Source organism: Azoarcus sp. CIB (assembly GCF_001190925.1).
Lineage (GTDB): Bacteria > Pseudomonadota > Gammaproteobacteria > Burkholderiales > Rhodocyclaceae > Aromatoleum.
This window is the reverse complement of sequence record NZ_CP011072.1, coordinates 19,816-39,449: the sequence shown is the minus strand read 5'-3', so window position 1 is coordinate 39,449 and position 19,634 is coordinate 19,816. Positions and strand designations below refer to the sequence as shown.

The window sequence follows — 19,634 nt, the reverse complement described above, 5'->3', positions numbered from 1 at the left end:
TTTCCTATAAGTCTTATGTACGCTCCCGCGGCGAGCTTGCTCCACCGGCGGGGTTTGTCGTCTTTGCGCAATGCCGGCAGCAGATGAAGGATCGGACCATGCGACAGAACCTCTACCTGAAAGCATGCCGGATGCAGCGCCGGGCAGGCGCCGCGATCGCCGGCCTGATGCTGATCCTCGGACTGAGCGGGCCTGCCACCGCGGCCCCGACCGAGCCCGTAGTGCAGTGGACCGCAGGCGGCCTGTCCGCCGGCACCGACAGCTCAGGGCAGGCCGCCCGCGTCGCGACCGACGCCTGGGGCAATGTCGCCGTGCTGTCCGGCCCGAGCGGCGGCCGGGATCTCGCGGTCACGACCTATACCGAAAACGGCATCCTGCGCTGGCGCAGCACGATCAGCCCGGCTTCGGGCACCTTCGCGGGCGACTGGGTGGTCGCGGCGCCGAACGGCGACTTCCTGGCAGTCGGACGCAGTGTGAATAGCAGCGGCAATCCGATCCAGATCACGCTGGCCCGATTCGACGCCAACGGCGCGCTGCTGTGGCGGAAGGAGCCGTCGGTCGGCTTCTTCCCGACGGTCGGGCGGCTGATCGTCGATCACGACGGGAACGCCTATCTCGCAGCGTCGGGACGCGGCACCGGTCGATTCGTGCGGAAGTACAGTCCCACCGGCGAGCTGCTGTGGTCGCAAGTGGATGCGAGTGCCGGTGGGTTCGTGATCGCCGCCTCGCTGGCACTGAGTCCGGACGGCAGCGACGTCGTCGTGACCGGCAGCGTCTCGGGTGGCGCGGTGTGGAATACCGCTGTGCATGACGCCGCAACCGGGGTGCGCAAGTGGCAGGCAACGGCGGCGGAAGGCTTGGGCGCGCTGGACGTCGTCGTCGATGCGACGCGCGTGTACGTGACCGGGCTGGGCGCGACGGGTGGCGGGACGCCCGCGCTGACCGACTACCTCAGCGTCGTGGCCTACGACCGGGCGACCGGGCAGCGCCTGTGGCGGACCGACAGGAAACCCGCGGACGCTTCGAGCGCAGCCGGTTTGCGCATGAGCCTCGCGCCGGACGGCAGCCTGGCTGTCGCAGGGCAGGCGAACCGCGGATTCCTCGACTGGTACACGGTGGCCCTGGAAACCACGGGCGCCGTGCGCTGGGAGGCGGTCCGCGACGGCGGATTGAATACCGATGAAATCCCGCGCGTGGTGCTGGTCCTGCCCGACGGTACGACCGTCGTGAGCGGCCCGGGCGGGCCCAACCTCCCGGGCGGCTACATCCCCGGCGTCACCACCGGCTACAGCTCGGGCGGCGCGCGACTGTGGGAAGCCTTTTCGGCGATGGCGACCACATGGGCGACGGCCCTGCCGAACGGCGACGTCTGTGCCGTCGGCGGCTACGACGCGTTGATCACCTGCTGGTCGGTGCCGCCGAATGACGCGACCGAGCCTCCGCCGCCACCTCCACCGCCCCTGCTGCTCGCTCCGACCGCCCCGACGAACCTCGCGGCGAGTTCGAGCGTGCGCCGCCGTATCGATCTCGGCTGGACCAACACGGCGACCAACGCGACCTCGATCACGGTCGAACGCTGCCTGGGAAGCGGCTGCTCGAACTTCGCGGCCGTCTCCCAACTCGCGCCGACGGCAATTCGGTGGAGCGACGCGACGGTGAAATCGAGATCGACCTATTCCTACCGGCTCCGTGCGTCCAACAGCGCCGGGAATTCCCCGTATTCGAATACCGCGACGGCAAGGGCGCGCTGAACGCGCCGCTCAACCAGGACGCTTCTTCGCCTTCGCACCACGGACCGGCACGGGCGCGGCAGCAGCGCCGCACCCTTCGTCGCCTGAAGGACGCGCCCGCGCGGCCAGAAACTCCGCGAGGATGCGCGCGGTGTGCGAGCCAGGCGTAGCGCACACCTCGGCGACCGGCCCCTGCGCGACGATGCGTCCGCCGCCGTCGCCGCCTTCCGGGCCGAGGTCGATCAGCCAGTCGGCCTCCGCCATGACGTCGAGGTCGTGCTCGATCGCGAGCACGGTGTGGCCGGCGTCGGCGAGACGGTGCAGCACGCGGATCAGCTTGTCGACGTCGGCCATGTGGAGTCCCACGGTCGGTTCGTCGAGCACGTACAGGGTGTGCTTTTCGGCGGGCAGCGGGCGGCCGCCCGTCGCGGCCGACTCGCCGGCCCGCCCGCGCACCTTCGCGAGTTCGGTAACGAGCTTGATGCGCTGCGCCTCGCCGCCCGACAACGTCGGGCTGGGCTGGCCGAGCGTGAGATACCCCAGTCCGACGTCCTGCAGCAGCGCCAGCGGATGCGCGATCGCCGGATGCGCGGCGAAGAAGTCGACGGCCTCGTCGACCGGCATCGCGAGCACTTCGGCGACGCTCTTGTCGCGCCACCGCACGGAGAGCGTCTCGGGGTTGAAACGCGCGCCGCCACAGGCGTCGCAGGGCAGCTTCACGTCGGGCAGGAAGCTCATCTCGACGGTGGTCTGGCCCTGGCCCTCGCACACCGGGCAGCGGCCGGCGCCGGTGTTGAAGGAGAAGCGCGACGCGTTCCAGCCGCGCGTCTTGGCCTCGAAAGTCTCCGCGAAGAGCTTGCGGATCGCATCCCAGAAGCCGACGTAGGTCGCGGGGCAGGAACGCGGCGTCTTGCCGATCGGGGTCTGGTCGACCTCGAGCACGCGGCCGACGGCCTGCCAGCCTTCGATGCGCTCGCAGCCAACGACCTCGGCGGCGCTGGTCTGCGCTTCGCCACGACGGCGGGCGCGCTGCGCATCCGGGTCGCCGAGCAGCGCGTGCAGGCTGGCATGGATCACGTCGCGCGCGAGCGTCGATTTACCCGAGCCGGACACGCCAGTGACGACCGTGAGCCGGCCGAGCGGCACGCGCGCATCCACCGCCTGCAGGTTGTGCAGCGTCGCGTCGCGCACGGCGAGGAAGGGGTGGTCGTCGCCAATCGCCAGCGGCGGGCGCATCGGGTGCTGCAGCGGCGCGCGGAAGCACGCGCCGGTCGCGGAGGCAGGCGCGGCCATCAGGTCGGCCAGCGTGCCTTCGGCGACGACCTCGCCGCCGCGCACGCCGGCGCCTGGGCCGAGATCGATGACGTGGTCGGCGCGGCGGATGGTGTCCTCGTCGTGCTCGACGACGAGCAGCGTGTTGCCGCGGTCGCGCAGGGCTTCGAGCGTATCGAGCAGCATGCGGTTGTCGCGCGGGTGCAGGCCGATGGTCGGCTCGTCAAGGATGTAGCACACGCCGCGCAGGTTGGAGCCGAGCTGGGCGGCGAGGCGGATGCGCTGCGCCTCCCCGCCGGAGAGCGTCGGCGCGCCGCGGTCGAGCGCGAGGTAGGCGAGGCCGACCTGCTGCAGGAAGTCGAGGCGGCCGCGGATCTCGCTGACGAGGTCGCGCCCGATGTCGGTCTCGCGGCCTTCCAGCTTCAGGCTGTCGAAGAACCCCGACACTTTCGCGACCGGTTGCGCGGACAACTCGTGGATGCCCAGGTCCCTGAATCGCACCGCGCGCGCGACCGGATTCAGGCGCGCACCGTCGCAGGACGGGCAGACTTCGTCGGTGACCTGTTCGGTGTCGGCGAGATCGAGTTCGTTCGCATCCTCGACGCGGCCGATCGTGCGCTGACCCGTGCCATAGCAGCTCGGACACCAGCCGTGCTTGGCGTTGTACGAGAACAGGCGCGGATCGGGTTCCGGGAAGCTGTCGCCGCAGCACGGACAGGCGCGCAGCGTCGAGAAGGTGTGCGGCGTCGCGCCGACCTTGCCGAGCTCGAGCACCTTGACGACGCCCTTGCCGTGCTCCAACGCTTCGGTCAACTGCGTGCGCAACGCCGCCTCATGCTCGGGCCCGACCACCGCCATGCCGACCGGCAGCTCGATCGTATGCTCGACATAGCGGTCCAGCCGCGGCCATTTCGCGGTCGGCAGGTAGTCGCCGTCGACGCGCAGCTGCGCATAGCCCTTGCCTTTGGCCCATTTCGCCAGCGCGGTGTACAGGCCCTTGCGGTTCGTGACCAGCGGCGCGAGCAGTTCCACCGACGCGCCGCGATAGTCGCGCAGGATCTGCGCCGCGATCGCGTCGAAGCTCTGCGGCGACACCGGCACGTCGCACTTCGGGCAGTACTGCGTGCCGAGCTTGACGTACAGCAGGCGCAGGAAGGGCTGGATCTCGGTCAGCGTACCGACCGTGCTCTTGCGGCCGCCACGGCTCACGCGCTGCTCGATCGCGACGGTCGGCGGGATGCCGAACAGCGCATCGACGTCGGGGCGCGCGGCCGGCTGCACGAACTGGCGCGCGTAGGCGTTCAGCGATTCGAGGTAGCGGCGCTGGCCTTCACCGAAGACGATGTCGAAGGCTAGGGTCGATTTGCCCGAGCCGGACAGGCCGGTGATCACCGTGAAGCGGTCGCGCGGGATCGTCAGGCTGACGTTCTTCAGGTTGTGTTCGCGCGCGTGGCGGATCTCGATCACCGGTGCGGCGACCGGGCGGTAGCGCGCGACGGGTTCGGCGACCGCCGTCACCGGCTTGCCGAGCGACTCCGCGTAGGCGGCAAGCGCTTTTCCCGTGTGCGACGCGGCGCAGGCCATCACGGTTTGCGGCGTGCCGGCGACGACCAGATCGCCACCCGCCTCGCCGCCTTCGGGGCCGAGGTCGAGGATCCAGTCGGCGGCGAGCAGCACGTCGAGGTTGTGCTCGATGACGACGAGCGCGTGGCCGGCGTCGAGCAGCTTCTCGAAGGCGCGCAGCAGCGTCGCGACGTCCTCGAAATGCAGGCCGGTCGTCGGTTCGTCGAACAGGAACAGCAGGCGACCGGGATTGGCCTTGGATTTGGACTTCTTCCCGGCGAGTTTGGCCGCTTCGGCGAGGTGGCCGGCGAGCTTCAGGCGCTGCGCTTCGCCGCCGGACAAAGTCGGCACCGGCTGGCCGAGCTTCAGGTATTCGAGGCCGACGTCGGCGAGCGGCGCGAGCGCGGCCTGCACGGCAGGCTGGTCGGCGAAGAAGGCCAGCGCCTCCGATACCGTCATCTCGAGCACGTCCGATACCGATTTGTCGCGCCACTGCAGCTCCAGCACTTCGGGCCGGTAGCGCTTGCCGTCGCAGTCCGGGCAGCGCAAATACACGTCGGACAGGAACTGCATCTCGACGTGTTCGAAACCCGAGCCGGTGCAGGTCGGGCAGCGTCCGGTGCCGGAGTTGAAGCTGAAGGTGCCGGGCGTGTAACCGCGGGTCTTGGCTTCGGGCAGCGCGGCGAACAGGGTGCGGATCGCGTCCCACGCACCGACGTAGCTCACCGGATTCGAGCGCGCGCTCTTGCCGATCGCGGACTGGTCGACCATCACGACACCCGCCAGCTGGTCGAGCCCTTCGAGGCGCGAGAACGCGCCGGGTGCTTCGCTCGCCTGGCCGAAGTGTTTGGCGAGCGCGGGATAGAGGACGTCCTGGATCAGGCTGGACTTGCCTGAACCCGACACGCCGGAGACGCACACGAGCTTACCGAGCGGAATCGCGATATCGACGTCGCGCAGGTTGTGCTGACACGCGCCGACGAGACGCAACACGGGATCCTCGGCGGCGACCGGGCGCAGGCGACGGCCAGCGTCGACGCGCTTGCGCCCGGCGAGGTAGGCGCCGGTCAGCGACGCGGGGTCGGCGGCGATTTCGGCCGGCGTGGCATAGGCGACGATCTCCCCGCCGCGTTCGCCGGGGCCAGGGCCGATGTCGAGCAGGCGGTCGGCGGCGGACATCAGCTGCGGGTCATGTTCGACGACGACCAGCGTATTGCCGGCGTCGCGCAGCCGCGTCATCACCGCGAGGATGCGGTCGATGTCGCGCGGATGGAGGCCGATAGAGGGTTCGTCGAGGACGAACAGGGTGTTCACGAGCGAGGTGCCTAGCGCGGTGGTGAGGTTGATGCGCTGGACTTCGCCGCCGGAGAGCGTGCGCGACTGGCGGTCGAGCGTGAGGTAGGCGAGGCCGACGTTGGCGAGGTAGTCGAGGCGGCTGCGGATCTCGCCGAGCAGCAGTTCGGTGGCTTCATCGAGGCCGGACGGGAGTTCGACGCGGGCGATGAAGTCGCGTACGCGGCTCACCGGTTGGGCCATCAGTTCGTGGATGGCGAGGCCGGGGCGGTTGTTATTGGCGGTGATTTCGGGGCTGCGATTCGCCGCCGACGCGGGGGCTTCCGGGACTCGTTGGACGCGTGGCGGACGCCTCGCCCCGAAAGCCCCCGCGTCGGCGGCTCCTTGCGGGGTGTTCTCGTCGGCTGGCGCTGTCTCGGTCCTTGTTTCTTGACCCAGGCGCCACAGCAGGGCTTCAGGCTTCAGCCTGGCGCCCTTGCACGCGGGGCATTCCGTGTAGCTGCGGTATCGCGACAGCAGCACGCGGATGTGCATCTTGTAGGCTTTGCTCTCCAGCCAGTCGAAGAAATGGCGCACGCCGTACCACTTGCGCGGCCACGACGATTCCCAACTCTTCCACTCGGGGTCGCCTTCGAGCACCCATTGCCGGTGCTCGGGCGGCAGCTCGCGGAAGGGAACGTCCATCGCGACGCCGTATTTCTTGGCCATCTTCGCGAGGTCGTCCTGGCATTCGCGATAGCTCGCGGTCTGCCAGGGTTTCACGGCGCCTTCGGCGAGCGTCTTCGATTCGTCCGGAATCACCAGCGAGAAGTCGACGCCGATCACGCGGCCGAAGCCGCGGCAGGTGTCGCAGGCGCCGATCGGCGAGTTGAACGAGAACAGGCCCGGCGTCGGATCCGAATAGTGGATGTCGCAGTCGGCGCAGTGCAGGTCGCGCGAAAAGCGCCACACGCGCTCGCCGCCCTCCCCCTGCGCGCGCACCGCGAGCTTGCCGTGGCCGCGCGCCATCGCGGTCTCGACGGCTTCGATGACGCGACTACGTTCGGCGTTCGCGAAGCGGAAGCGGTCCTGCACGACGTGCAGCAGGTCGCCCCCATCCGTCGACTCGCGCGCATGGATGCGCGTGTAGCCCTGCTGGTTCAGCAGTTGCGTGACTTCGTCTTCGCTGAAGTTCTTCGGCACCGGCACTGCGAAGGTCAGCACCAGGCGCGGATCCTCGACCGCGCAGCGTTCGGCCAGGGCCGCATGCACGCTGTCCGGATCGTCGCGCCGCACGGCCTTGCCGCAGCCGCGGCAATAGAGTTTCGACCCGCGCGCATAGAGTAGCTTGAAGTGGTCGGTCAGCTCGGTCATCGTGCCGACCGTCGAGCGCGAGGTGCGCACCGGGTTGGTCTGGTCGATCGCGATCGCCGGCGGCACGCCTTCGATGCGGTCGACCTGCGGCTTGTCCATGCGGTCGAGGAACTGCCGCGCGTACGGCGAGAAGGTCTCGACGTAGCGGCGCTGGCCTTCGGCGTACAGCGTGTCGAAGACCAGCGAGGATTTGCCGGAGCCCGAGACTCCGGTGACGACCGTCAGCTCGTTCAGCGCGATGTCGAGCGAGAGATTCTTGAGGTTGTTCTGGCGCGCGCCGAAGATGCGGATGCGGTCGGACATCGCTTATTTTTCTTCCTTACGCGTCGCGTCCTTTGTGGCGTCGACCGCATCCTTGCCGGCCCCCTTGAGCTTCTCGGCGGTCGCGCGTGCGGCATCTGCGGCCTTCTGCGCGGCCTCGGTCGTCGCCTCCTTGACCTCGACCGCCGTCTCCTTCGCGCTCTGACTGACTTCCCCGGCGACTTCCTTGCCTTTCTCGACGCCCTCCTTCGCGGATTCGGTCACCGCCTGCGCGGCGGCGCTTGCTGCCTCACCGGCTTTCTGCACGGCTTCGCCGGCCTTTTGCGCCGATTCCTTCGCGGCCTCGACTGCCTGGCTGCCAGCAGTACTGGCTTTTTCCGACGGGGTCTCACGATTGCACGCCGCCATTCCGGCCGACAGGCTCGCAATCAGCACGACTAACAGGGTCCTTTTCATTCTTTTGCTCCTTGCTGACAGGGTGCTCTCAAGATATCGCCCGGCGCCGAAAATTCAAGGCAAATGCGGTCCGGAAAAGACGAAGGGCCCGCACTCGGCGGGCCCTTCCGGTCGCGACGCGGACCGCGCGGATTACTTGACGCGGTTCTTGTACTCGTCGGTGCGGGTGTCGATTTCGATCTTGTCACCGATTTCGACGAAGGCCGGCACCGGCAGCTCGAAGCCGGTCGAGAGCTTGGCGGGCTTCATGACCTTGCCCGAAGTGTCGCCCTTGACGGCGGGTTCGGTGTAGATCACTTCACGTACCACCGAGTTCGGCAGATCGACCGAGATCGCCTTGCCGTTGTAGAACACGACTTCGCAGGTGAGGCCGTCTTCCAGATACTTCAGCGCGTCGGTCATGTTCTCGGCTTCGACTTCGTACTGCTCGTAGTCGGTATCCATGAACACGTACATCGGATCGGCGAAGTACGAGAAGGTCACTTCCTTCTTGTCGAGCTGGACGACTTCGAACTTGTCGTCGGCCTTGTACACCGACTCCGACGGGGCGCCCGTGAGCAGGTTCTTGAGCTTCATCTTCACGACCGCGGAGTTGCGGCCGGACTTGTTGTATTCGGCTTTCTGCACGACCAGCGGGTCGGTGCCAACCATGATGACGTTGCCGGAGCGGAGTTCCTGTGCGGTTTTCATGCTGTTTCCTGATGTAGATCGGGCGCGGACATTTTGGCCGCACATTGTAATAAACCCATTATTTTACCGTTAGTTCTGAAAATTGCACCAGCGCCGACGCGAGATCCTGCTGGCCCGCGAGTCGGTCCGACCAGCAGCGCGTGTGCGGCGCAAGCCGTGGCAGCGCATCGGCGAACGCGGGCCACGCGGCGGCAAGGCTCCCCTCGCCGTTCCACGCCTTCCAGAACGCGCGCGTCGCCTCCGCGGCCCGCGCGTCGAGGTCGACAAGGTAGCGGGTGAGAAAGGCGTCGAGCTTGTCGTGATGCACCGCCTCGTCCTGCTCGTAGATGTGCCACACGAAGGGCTGCGCGGCCCACTGCGCGCGCACGAAGGAATCCTCGCCACGCACGAAGTTGAGCTCGCACGCCCATAGCAGGCGGTCGTAGTCGGCGACGTCGAGGAAGGGCAGGATCGCGGCCGTCAATCCGCCCTCAGCCAGGATCTCGCCCGCCTGCGCGTTGGCACGCCCGAAGAAGTGCAGCACGTCGCCCAGCACGCGGCCTTCCGGCACCAGCAGCAGGGTCGGGCGCGGCGCGTCGGCCCACAGGCGCAGCAGTTCCGGCAGCTGCCGCTGCTCGTAGGCGAACAGCGACACGAGGCGCGCGCCCTCCGGCACCGCCGGGATGCCGAGGCCGGCGAGCCAGTCGCGCCGCGCTGCCGCATCGGCCTGAAAACGCTCGCGCGTCGCGATCAGGCCCTTTTCGCGCAACAGGCCGCCGGTGCGCGGCGTGAAGCCGGGAAAGCAGAAACGCTTGGTCAGCGGCAGGCGCGGATGCGGCGACGTCAGCCCATGGCAGGCCTCGACCCAGTCCTCGGCCGACAGGTATTCGAGGTTGATCCACTGCGGCGGCGGCGTAACGGCCGCCATCGCCTCGACGTAGGACGCGGGCGGCTCGCAGGCGAAGGCCTCGACAACCGCACGCGCCGGCAGCACGTCGGGAAAGTGTTCGCACCAGCGACGCACTTCGACGCCCTCCGCGCGCAGCGAATCGCCCGTTTCCCCCGCGGCCGGACACAGGCGAGCGAAGGTCGTCCAGTCGTCCACCCACAGCCTGACCGAGCACCCCTGGTCATGCGCCAATGCCTTGGCAAGCCGCCAACAGACGCCGATATCCCCGAAGTTATCCACAACCCGGCAGAAGATGTCCCAGTCGAAGACGGACGAGGCGTCGGAAGGGCTCATGGCAGTGGACAAGTACGGGAAAAGGGCGTGAATGCTTTGTGGGAAAAGGGCTGGATCGGAATGGACCGGAAAACTGGACACAATCGACACACAGGTGAACCCGGGGCTTATCTACGGACTTTTACCGTCCCGGAGTGCCCGCAGGCACAGGCGAAGCGGGACTTATCCACAGAAAACGCGACACTATATATATCTTTATCTTTTAATTAAAACTAAATACTAAAAGCAAAACCCTAAACAACGGCGTCAAGGCAATCGCACGAACGTTCGTAGGGCGGGAGCAGCGCAGCGTATCCCGCCAAGCTGACGTGCGAGGCACGATAGACGAGGAATGGCGGGATGCGCCTTCGGCTACTCCCGCCCTACGACTCGGCGTACCTCGCAGCGGACTTGGCAGTGAAAGCGGATTTAGCCGCGCGTTGCGTTCGAGCGTTGCATCACCCTACGCAAACGAGACGCGTGCGCGATCTTGCGACAACTGCACCGGGATGGTCCCACGGTAGAAGCTCGGCCTTGACCGCATTCAGCCGGCAGGACGACCGTGGCCGTTCCGTCTCCGAAACCGACTCCGCAGTGGATAAGTCCGGGAGGAGCACTGGGACACTTTGTGGGCAAGGACCGAAAAATCCCGGACCCTCGAAACGGGTCACATTCGGTGCACAGGTGAACCGGGCACTTGTCTACGGGGTTCTACAACGCTGAAAGCAGCACAGGCATTGGGTGATCAGCGCTTATCCACAGAAATTTGTCCTATATCTTCTTCTTTATCTTTTAAATTTAAATAAATACAGAAGAACAAAACATGAGGCTGCGGGAGACGGCCGGGGTGCCCCCGGAAAGGGACGCTCCCCTCGAACAAGGGGAGCGTGGACTGCAGTGAGGGAAAGAAGCACGGTCCGGAAACGACGCTGCGGACGCAGCCCGTGCAGAATGGCCCGTTGCGGGCCGGTGTTCAGGCTTCTTCGGAATACGTGGCGAGTTGGGTGAGGTCGGCTTCGTCGAGCCAACACCATTCGCCCGGTGCGAGATCCCCGGGCAGGACCAGTCCGCCGACGACGCTGCGATGCAGGGCTTCGACGCGGTTGCCCGCTGCGGCGAGCATGCGCTTGACCTGATGGTACTTGCCTTCGGTGATCGTGAGCCTTAGACTCCGCTCCCCCGTTTGCAGACAGGCCGCCGCGGCGATCGGCGCCGGTTCGTCGACGAGCTCGACCCCCGCGAGCAGGGCCGCGACCAGCGCATCGTCGACCGGATGCTTGATCGTGACCTCATAGACCTTGGGCGTGCGCTTCTTGCCCGAGCTCCAGCGGTGGATGAACTGACCGTCGTCGGAGAGCAGCAGCAGGCCGGTGGTGTCCTGGTCCAGCCGCCCGACGCACTGCACGTCGCGGTTCGCCAGCATGTCGGGCAGCAGCGCGAACACCGAGGGGTGGAACTGGGGATGACGCGAGCACTCATAGCCGGCGGGCTTGTGCAGCATCAGGTAGGCCTGTTCGCGATAGACCCAGGTTTCGTCGTCTACGCTGAATTCGAGCCCCTCGGGCGCGAACTCTTCGGCGGGGTTATCGAGGATCCGGCCTGCGACAGCGACCAGGCCGGCACGGATCAGGGCGCGGCATTCCTTGCGGCTGCCGAACCCCTGGGAATGGAGTAGTCGTTCGATTTGCATGGGTCGGATGCTAACCGAAACATGTGGGACACTATCGCCCCGGTACCATGGTCGACCCGAGCATCGACCCCGCACTTGGAGCCTGCTGGTGAATTTTGAACATCTGCTGGTCGTGAATGACCCGGACAATCCGCTCGTCGCACCGCTCACGCGCGAGGAGCTGTGGTTCGGCCTGCTGTGCCGCGCCGAGGATTCGCGCCCCTTCCTGCCCGGCCTGGACGCGTGCACGATCCTGTCGCGCAGCGACACCGAGCTGGTGCGCGAGCTCAGGTTCGGCAGTGCGGTGATCCGCGACCACGTGACGCTGCAGCCGATGGAATGGGTGCGTTTCGACACCGAGCGCACCGACGCGCATGCCGGCGGCAGCCTCACGATCGGCATCGAGGAACCGGCCCCGAAGACGATGGTGCTGCGCTTCCGCTACCGTACGACCCTGACCGAACAGGGCGCCGTCGACGATGTCCCTTATGTCGAATACATCAAGTCGGCCTACCACCAGTCCGACGTCGACACCCTGCGTGTGATCCGGATGATCGCCGAGTCGGGCCGCATCCAGTAGCGCGCCCGCATTTCCCGAACAACCCGCAACACGGACGAATTTCCCATGTGGTTCAAGAACCTGCAGATCTATCGCGTTCCCGCCGGCTGGACGATGACGGCCGAAGCCCTGGAGGAACAGCTCGCACGCAAGCGCTTCGTGCCCTGCGGCAGCCAGGACCAGGAAACCCGCGGCTGGCTCTCGCCCACCGGTGACGAATTCCTCGTGCACCGCGTCGGCGGCCAGTGGCTGATCGCGCTGGGGGTGGAGCACAAGCTGCTGCCCTCGTCGGTGGTCAAGCAGGAGGCCGAGGAACGCGCCGAGGCGCTGGCCGAGCAGCAGGGCTACAAGCCCGGGCGCAAGCAGATGAAGGATCTGCGCGAGCAGGTTTTGCAGGAATTGCTGCCGCGCGCGTTTACACGGCGCAGGAAGGCCTTCGCCTGGATCGACCCTGTCGGGGGGTGGCTGGGTATCGATGCGCCCAGCCAGGCCCGTGCAGAGGACGTCCTGGAGGTATTGCGCCAGACTCTCGACACCCTGCCGCTCGCGCTGGTGCGCACGGAGCTGTCGCCGACCAGCGCGATGGCCGACTGGCTCGCGGGCGGCGAGGCGCCCGCCGGCTTCACGATCGACCAGGACTGCGAACTGCGTTCGGTCACCGAGGACAAGGCCGCGGTGCGCTACGTGCGTCATCCGCTCGAAGGCGACGAGGTGCGCGGCCACCTGACCGCCGGCAAGCTGCCGACCCGTCTCGCGCTGACCTTCGACGAGCACGTGAGCTTCGTGCTGACCGAGAAATTCGAGATCAAGCGCCTGGATTTCCTCGACGTCGTGAAGGAAAACCTCGACCAGCAGGGCGCGGAGGACGCGCGCGCGCTGTTCGACGCGGGCTTCGCGCTGATGACCGGCGAGCTGCAGCGCCTGCTGCCGGCCGTCGTCGCGGCGCTGGGCGGCGAACTCAAGGGCGGCGAGGCGCCGGCGGCCACGGGGGGTGTCGCGTTCGCCACCGAGGCCGCGAGCGACGCGCCGTTCTGACTCAGCGCGTCAGCAGCTTCTCGAATTCCTCGGCCGGCAGCGGGCGGCTGAACAGGTAGCCCTGGTAGCTGTCGCAGCCCTGCTCGGCGAGGAACGCGAGCTGGGCTGCGGTCTCGACGCCCTCGGCGGTCACGGCGAGGTTGAGCTTGCGTGCCAGCGCGATGATGCCGCCGGCGATCTCCATGTCGTTGCGGTCCTGCGGGATGTTGCGCACGAAGCTCTGGTCGATCTTGAGCACCTCGATCGGCAGGTTCTTCAGGTAGGACAGCGAGGAATAGCCGGTGCCGAAGTCGTCGATCGCAAGCCGCAGGCCCATGCTGCGCAGCTGGCCGAGGCGTTCGACGGCCTGGGCCTCGTGGCCCATGATCATGCTCTCGGTGAGCTCGAGTTCCAGCGCCTGCGGCGGCAGGCCGGTGCTCTTCAGGATCGCGGCGATGCGGTCCGGCAGCTCGGCCTGCCACAGCTGGCGCGCCGACAGGTTCACCGACACCCGCAGCGGCGGCAGACCGGCGTCGGCCCAGCGGCGCGCCTGCTGGCAGGCGGAGTGTAGCGCCCAGTCGCCGATCGGCACGATCAGGCCGCTTTCCTCGGCGAAGGGGATGAAGCGTCCCGGCGGGACGAGGCCTTCCTCGGGATCGTTCCAGCGCAGCAGCGCCTCGCAGCCGACGATGCGGCCGCTGGCGATGTCGACCTGCGGCTGGTAGTGCAGCACGAAGCGCTCGTGCTCGAGGGCGTGGCGCAGTCGTCGTTCCAGGCTCAGGTGGCGTTGCGCCTCCACGCTCATCGCGTCGGTGAAGAAGCGGTAGGTGTTGCGCCCCTGCGCCTTGGCCTGGTTCAGGGCGGTGTCGGCATGCTGGATCAGCGGTGCCGCGGTACGTGCGTCCTGCGGATACATGCTCACGCCGATGCTGGCACCGACATACACCGGCTGGTCGTCCGCGAGCTCCAGCGGCTCGCGTAGCCGGTCGATCAGGGTCTGCGCGGCGTGGGCGGCCTCGTCCGGCTTGGCGAGGTCTTCCAGGATGACGAGGAACTCGTCGCCGCCCCAACGCGCGAGTGTGTCGTCCCGCTTCAGGCAGTCGCGCAGGCGGCGTGCGATCGCGATCAGCGCTTCGTCGCCGGCGCGGTGGCCGAGGCTGTCGTTGATCGTCTTGAAGCGGTCGAGGTCGATGAACAGCACGCCGATGTGGCTGCCCTGACGCGCGGCGCGCTCGATGCCGTGCTCCAGGCGCGACTGCACGAGCAGGCGGTTGGGCAGGTCGGTGAGGGGGTCGTAGTGCGCGAGGTGCTCGAGCTGGGCTTCGGATTGCTTGATTTTGCTGATATCGGTCATGACCCCGACGTAGTGCGTCGGCCGGCGCTCGTCGTCATGCACGGTGCTGATGCTGAGCCACTGCGGGTACAGTTCGCCGTTCTTGCGCCGGTTCCAGATTTCCCCCTGCCAGTCGCCGGTGCGCGTGATCTGTGTCCACATGCGGCGGTAGAAGGCGTCGTTCTGCAGGCCGGATTTCATCAAATGCGGCGCGTGGCCGATCGCCTCGTCGCGCGAGAACCCCGTCATCTCGCACCACGCGCGATTCACGCTGACGATGCGGCGGTCGAGGTCGGTGATCATGACGCCGTCACGGGTGCTCTCGATCACCGCCGCGGCTTGGCGCAGTGCGTCGTTTGAGCGCACTTTCTGCACTGCCAGAGCGGTAATCGCCGTGAATTCGTCGATGATCGCGACAAGGGCCTTGTCCTCCTCGCGCGGTGTGTCGAAGTACACGGCGAAGGTGCCGAGCACCGTGCCGCCGGCGTCGCGGACTGGGAAGGACCAGCAGGCACGGAAGCCGACGCGCGCGGCGATGTCGCGGAACTCCACCCAGTTGTCGTCCGTCGTCACGTCTGCGGCGATCACCGGCTCGCCGCGCACGGCCGCCGTGCCGCAGGAGCCCATGCCCTCCTGCGGCTGCAGCTGCTCGACGGCGTCGCGGTAGTAGTCGGGCAGCCGGGGCGCGGCGCCGTGCGTGAGGCGGCCGGTCGCCGGGTCGAGCAGCAGGATGGACGCACGCATCTGCGGAACGAGCTGTTCGAGGCGTTGCACGACGTCCTCGAGGATCACCGGCAGCGGGTCGCCTGCGACCAGGCGGTTGAGCACCGAACCGCGCGCGGCCTTGAGCTGTTCGGCCCGCTTCGGCGCGGTGATGTCGGTCCAGGTGCCGACCACTTCGAGGGGGGCGTCGCCGTCCGCGCGCATCACGCGCATCTGGTCGCGGATCCAGATCACGTGGCCGTCGTCGGCGACGAAGCGGTATTCGTGGTCGAGGTGGCCGTCGCGCAGCAGGCCGGCCTGCGCGTCGAGCACCGCCTTGCGGTCGGCCGGGTGCAGGTGCGCGAGCCACCATCCGGGGGCGAGTACCTCGTCCACGGAACCGCCGATGATGTGTTCGACGTTCGCGCTGACCCAGTTCGTGACGAGGCTGCCGTCGTGCATGCGCAGCGTGTACAGCACGACCGGACTCGCGGACATGAGGTAGGCGAGGTGTGTGCTGGTCGCCCGCAGTTCGGCGCGTTCGCGCAGCAGTTCGGCCTGCTCGCGCACTTTTTCGAGCGTCGCCGGCAGGGCGTTGAGATAGCCCTCGTAACGCGCGATGCAGTCGTTTACACCGGCGTTCAGCGCCTGTGCCGCGATCTCCTCGGCGCCGCTGCCGGTCAGCAGGACGATGGGGCGCGCGAGGCCGCGCTGCTCGCGCAGCACGCGCACGAGTTCGAGGCCGTCCATGCCGCCGATGCCGGTGTCGAGCAGCAGGACGTCGAAGTCGGGCGCCTGCGCCGGGTCCGGCGGAACGGCGGCGAGCACCGCGGCGGCGTTGGCTACGATGTCGAGGCGGATGTGCGGCACATGGCGGGCGAGGTGCTGGCGCGTCAGCGTTGCGCGGCGGTTGTCGTGTTCGCCGTACAGGACGTGCAGCGGCGGCAGCCGGCGCACCGGGGCGGCGAGGAAGCGCGCGAAGGCGGCGTGCAGCGTCGCAGGCAGCTGCGCGAGGTAGTCGCCGCGCTTGACCACGTAGCCGTCGGCACCGGCCTTCAGCGCTGCCAGCGCGGCGACCTGGTCGCCCGAGCCGGTGAGCATCACGACGGCGAGCGGCAGCTGGCGCTGGCGCACCTCGGCGAGCAGCTCGAGGCCCGACCCGCCGGGCAGTTTCAGGTCCGACAAGAGCAGGTCGTACGGCAGGGGGCCTTCCAGCCGTGCCAGCGCCGCCGCCTGCGCGGGCACGACGTCCAGCACGATGTCGGGGGCGACGCCCGCGAGCACGCGCTGCGCGAGGTCGGCGTCGGCGGTGTTGTCCTCCACGTAGAGGACGCGCAATCCGCCTAGTTCGGAAGTGCGTTCAGCAGACACCAGTATTGCTCGATCTGTTCGGTCACCTCGATGAAGCGCGCGAAGTTGACCGGCTTGATGATGTAGGAATTGGCGCCGAGTTCGTAGGCCTGGCCGACGTCGGCATCCTCGCCCGAGGTCGTGAGCATCACGACCGGAATGCAGCCGAAACGCGGATGCGACTTGAGCTGGCGCAGCACCTCCAGCCCGTTTACGCGCGGCAGCTTGATGTCCAGCAGCACCAGGGCAGGCGGCGGGTGTCCCTGTTCCCAGCGGCGGATGAAGGCGAGCGCCTCCTCGCCGTCGCGGGCGACCTCGATCCTGCAGTCCGGGCCCTGGCGCGCGAAGGCACGCAGCGCGAGGTCCAGGTCGACCGGATTGTCCTCGACCAGCAGGATGCTGCGTCCGCCGTGCTCGCCTGTCATTGCCGAAGCTCCACGTGGAAGGTCGCGCCCTGGCCCGGTTCGCTGACCGCCCAGACCGTTCCACCCATGCGCTGCAGTGCCTTGCGTACCAGCGCGAGCCCTATGCCGGTGCCGGGATAGTCTTCGGCGCGATGCAGACGCTGGAATATCTCGAAGATGCGATCATGATACTTCATGTCGAAGCCCACGCCGTTGTCCGCCACCGTCAGGACGATGTGACGGTCACGCCGGTACGCATCGATCGTGATGCGCGCTGCGGGCGTGGCGCGGGTGAATTTGAGGGCGTTGCTGATGAGGTTGCGCAGCACCAGCGTGAGCCCGCTCGGGTCGGTGCGGATCTGCGGCGGCAGCTCATTGGTGACGACCTCGATTCCGCGGGTCTGGATCTCGTGTGCGAAGCCGTCGAGCACGCCCTGCACGACGGCGGGCAGATCGACGGCGCGGATGTCCAGGGTCTGACGCTCGATACGCGAGTAGGCGAGCAAGTCCTCGATCAGCTCGTGCATGGTCAGCGCGCCGCGGCGGATGCTCATGAGGAAGTGGCGGCCGTCCTCGTCGAGGCGGTCGCGGTACTGGTCGAGCAGCAGCTGGCTGTAGCCCTCGATGCCGCGCAGCGGCGCCTTGAGGTCGTGCGAGACGGTGTAGGAGAACGACCGCAGTTCCTGGTTGGCGGCCTGCAGCTGCGCGGTGCGTTCGGCGACGCGGTCTTCCAGCGTGGCGTTGAGGCGGCGCACCTCGGCCTCGGCGGCCTTGGTCGCGGTGATGTCGAGCAGCACGCCGTGGATCTCGGTCACCGCGCCCTGTACGTCGCGCGTGAGCCAGGTGCGGTCGTCCAGCCAGATCCACGTGCCGGAGGCGGTGCGGATGCGGTATTCCTGGCGGTAGTCGTCCGGACCGTTGGCGAGGTGTTCGGCGACGTCGCGCTCGATGCGCGGGCGGTCGTCGGCGTGGATCAGGTCGGCATAGTGGACGTTGCCGGAGATGAAGTCATCGCGGCTGTAGCCCCATTGAGCGATGCCGTCGCTGACGAAGCCGACCGGCCAACCGGGCTGGTTACGCCATTCGATCGCCACCACCGGCGAGCGGTTGATCAGCGCGGTGATGCGGGCGGCGTCCGTCGCGTTGCACGCTGCGGTCGCATCCGTCGGTTTTTCCATCGTGCTCCTCCGGCCTGGCGCGTCGCGGGACCGCCAGTGCGGGGCGCCCGGGCTGCTTGTCGGAGAATTCTACCGTCCTGCCCGGCCGATGCTGTGGCGTGTTGCGCACCAATGACGCCGGTGTGCCGGAATCGGGTAATGATGGAGCTATGTGTTGCCGGATGGATGAGCCGCGACCGGCGGGTGCTGCCCGGTCGCGTCCCGGAGGAAGAAGGAACCCCGGTGGCCGGGGTCGTCGCCCTTGCCCGGGCGCCCGACCCGTATGAGGTCGGTGCCGGGGCGGCGAGTTCGCGGAACTCAGTTCGAGAACGCGGCGAGGCCGGTGATGGCGCGGCCGAGGATCAGCGCGTGGATGTCGTGCGTGCCCTCGTAGGTGTTCACCACTTCGAGGTTCACGAGGTGGCGCGCGATGCAGAACTCGTCCGAGATGCCGTTGCCGCCGAGCATGTCGCGGGCGACGCGGGCGATGTCGAGCGACTTGCCGCAGGAGTTGCGCTTCATGATCGAGGTCAGTTCGACCGGCGCGTTGCCCTCGTCCTTGAGGCGGCCCAGGCGCAGGCAGCCCTGCAGGCCCAGCGTGATCTCGGTCAGCATGTCGGCGAGCTTCTTCTGGATCAGCTGGTTCGCGGCGAGCGGGCGGCCGAACTGCTTGCGGTCCATCGTGTACTGGCGTGCGGTCTCGTAGCAGGCTTCCGCGGCGCCGAGCGCGCCCCAGGCGATGCCGTAGCGGGCCGAGTTCAGGCAGGTGAAGGGGCCTTTGAGGCCGCGCACGGTCGGGAAGGCGTTTTCTTCGGGGCAGAACACCTCGTCCATGACGATCTCGCCGGTGATCGAGGCGCGCAGGCCGACCTTGCCGTGGATCGCCGGGGCGGACAGGCCCTTCCAGCCCTTTTCCAGCACGAAGCCGCGGATGTCGCCGGCGTCGTCCTTCGCCCACACGACGAAGACGTCGGCGATCGGGCTGTTGGTGATCCACATCTTGGCGCCCGACAGGCTGTAGCCGCCGTCGACCTTCCTGGCGCGGGTGACCATGCTGCCGGGGTCGGAGCCGTGGTTGGGCTCGGTCAGGCCGAAGCAACCCACCCATTCGCCGGTGGCGAGCTTGGGCAGGTATTTCTGCTTGGTTTCCTCGGAGCCGAATTCGTTGATCGGCACCATCACGAGCGAGCTCTGCACGCTCATCATCGAGCGGTAGCCGGAATCGACGCGCTCGACTTCACGGGCGATCAGGCCGTAGCACACGTAGTTCATGCCGGAACCGCCGTACTGCTCCGGGATCGTTGCGCCGAGCAGGCCCAGTTCGCCCATTTCGTTGAAGATCGCGCGGTCGGTCTTCTCGTGGCGGAAGGCTTCCTGCACGCGCGGCAGCAGGCGCTCCTGGGAGTAGGCGCGGGCGCTGTCGCGCACCATGCGTTCGGTGTCGGTGAGTTGGCTGTCGAGATACAGGGGGTCGGCCCAGTCGAAAGTCACGCGGTTCGTTGCCATGTTGAATCTCCTCAATGCGGCGTTTGGTCGTGGGCCGGGACCACCCGGCTCTGCTCAGTGACTGAACTGTAGTCAGCGCCGGGCGTCGCGACAAACGAAAATTTCGTGGTAGCTTGTGCGT

At 67.6% G+C, this 19,634-nt stretch carries 12 protein-coding genes; 3 read left to right on the top strand and 9 right to left on the bottom strand.

The window, feature by feature from the left end; genetic code table 11:
• Positions 1-98: 98 nt before the first annotated feature.
• Positions 99-1,751: a PQQ-binding-like beta-propeller repeat protein gene (locus tag AzCIB_RS00140; RefSeq protein ID WP_050414027.1), complete on the top strand. Its 1,653-nt coding sequence runs from the start codon at positions 99-101 to the stop codon at positions 1,749-1,751.
• Between the two features lie 9 nt (positions 1,752-1,760).
• Here the strand turns inward: AzCIB_RS00140 and AzCIB_RS00135 are convergent, their stop codons facing one another.
• The 5 genes from AzCIB_RS00135 to AzCIB_RS00115 all read right to left on the bottom strand — a co-directional run bounded on the left by AzCIB_RS00135 (position 1,761) and on the right by AzCIB_RS00115 (position 11,509).
• Complete coding sequence (locus AzCIB_RS00135) at positions 1,761-7,514, bottom strand: excinuclease ABC subunit UvrA (RefSeq protein WP_050414026.1); 5,754 nt, start codon at positions 7,512-7,514, stop codon at positions 1,761-1,763.
• Between the two features lie 3 nt (positions 7,515-7,517).
• Positions 7,518-7,928 carry a hypothetical protein gene (locus AzCIB_RS00130; RefSeq protein WP_050414025.1) on the bottom strand — a complete coding sequence of 137 codons (411 nt, stop codon included), beginning with the start codon at positions 7,926-7,928 and terminating at the stop codon, positions 7,518-7,520.
• Between the two features lie 132 nt (positions 7,929-8,060).
• Positions 8,061-8,618 (bottom strand): elongation factor P, encoded by a 558-nt coding sequence (efp, locus tag AzCIB_RS00125; RefSeq protein ID WP_050414024.1) that lies wholly within the window; start codon positions 8,616-8,618, stop codon positions 8,061-8,063.
• Between the two features lie 58 nt (positions 8,619-8,676).
• A complete protein-coding gene (gene earP / locus AzCIB_RS00120; protein WP_050414023.1) occupies positions 8,677-9,840 on the bottom strand; it encodes an elongation factor P maturation arginine rhamnosyltransferase EarP in 1,164 nt (387 codons plus the stop codon).
• A 952-nt stretch (positions 9,841-10,792) separates the two neighbouring features.
• Entirely contained in the window at positions 10,793-11,509 is a 717-nt protein-coding gene (locus AzCIB_RS00115; protein WP_198149589.1) for a 16S rRNA pseudouridine(516) synthase, read from the bottom strand.
• An 88-nt stretch (positions 11,510-11,597) separates the two neighbouring features.
• Between AzCIB_RS00115 and AzCIB_RS00110 the strand changes: the two genes are divergently transcribed.
• Together AzCIB_RS00110 and AzCIB_RS00105 are read left to right on the top strand one after the other, a co-directional pair.
• Positions 11,598-12,068, top strand: coding sequence for an SRPBCC family protein (locus AzCIB_RS00110; protein ID WP_050414022.1), 471 nt, complete (start codon positions 11,598-11,600; stop codon positions 12,066-12,068).
• A gap of 45 nt (positions 12,069-12,113) precedes the next feature.
• Positions 12,114-13,082: a recombination-associated protein RdgC gene (locus AzCIB_RS00105; RefSeq protein WP_050414021.1), complete on the top strand. Its 969-nt coding sequence runs from the start codon at positions 12,114-12,116 to the stop codon at positions 13,080-13,082.
• 1 nt (position 13,083) lies between these two features.
• Here AzCIB_RS00105 and AzCIB_RS00100 read toward each other — a convergent pair whose 3' ends face one another.
• From AzCIB_RS00100 to AzCIB_RS00085, 4 genes are all read right to left on the bottom strand, one after another.
• Complete coding sequence (locus AzCIB_RS00100; RefSeq protein WP_083446822.1) at positions 13,084-16,467, bottom strand: EAL domain-containing protein; 3,384 nt, start codon at positions 16,465-16,467, stop codon at positions 13,084-13,086.
• On the bottom strand, positions 16,440-16,871 hold the full coding sequence (locus tag AzCIB_RS00095; RefSeq protein ID WP_050414019.1) for a response regulator: 432 nt from the start codon (positions 16,869-16,871) through the stop codon (positions 16,440-16,442). The genes AzCIB_RS00100 and AzCIB_RS00095 overlap by 28 nt, the downstream gene beginning before the upstream one ends.
• Positions 16,868-18,028 carry a sensor histidine kinase gene (locus tag AzCIB_RS00090; protein ID WP_050414018.1) on the bottom strand — a complete coding sequence of 387 codons (1,161 nt, stop codon included), beginning with the start codon at positions 18,026-18,028 and terminating at the stop codon, positions 16,868-16,870. Before AzCIB_RS00090 ends, AzCIB_RS00095 begins: the two co-directional genes overlap by 4 nt.
• A gap of 297 nt (positions 18,029-18,325) precedes the next feature.
• Positions 18,326-19,513, bottom strand: a complete 1,188-nt coding sequence (locus AzCIB_RS00085; protein WP_050414017.1) for an acyl-CoA dehydrogenase — start codon at positions 19,511-19,513, stop codon at positions 18,326-18,328.
• Positions 19,514-19,634: the final 121 nt, after the last annotated feature.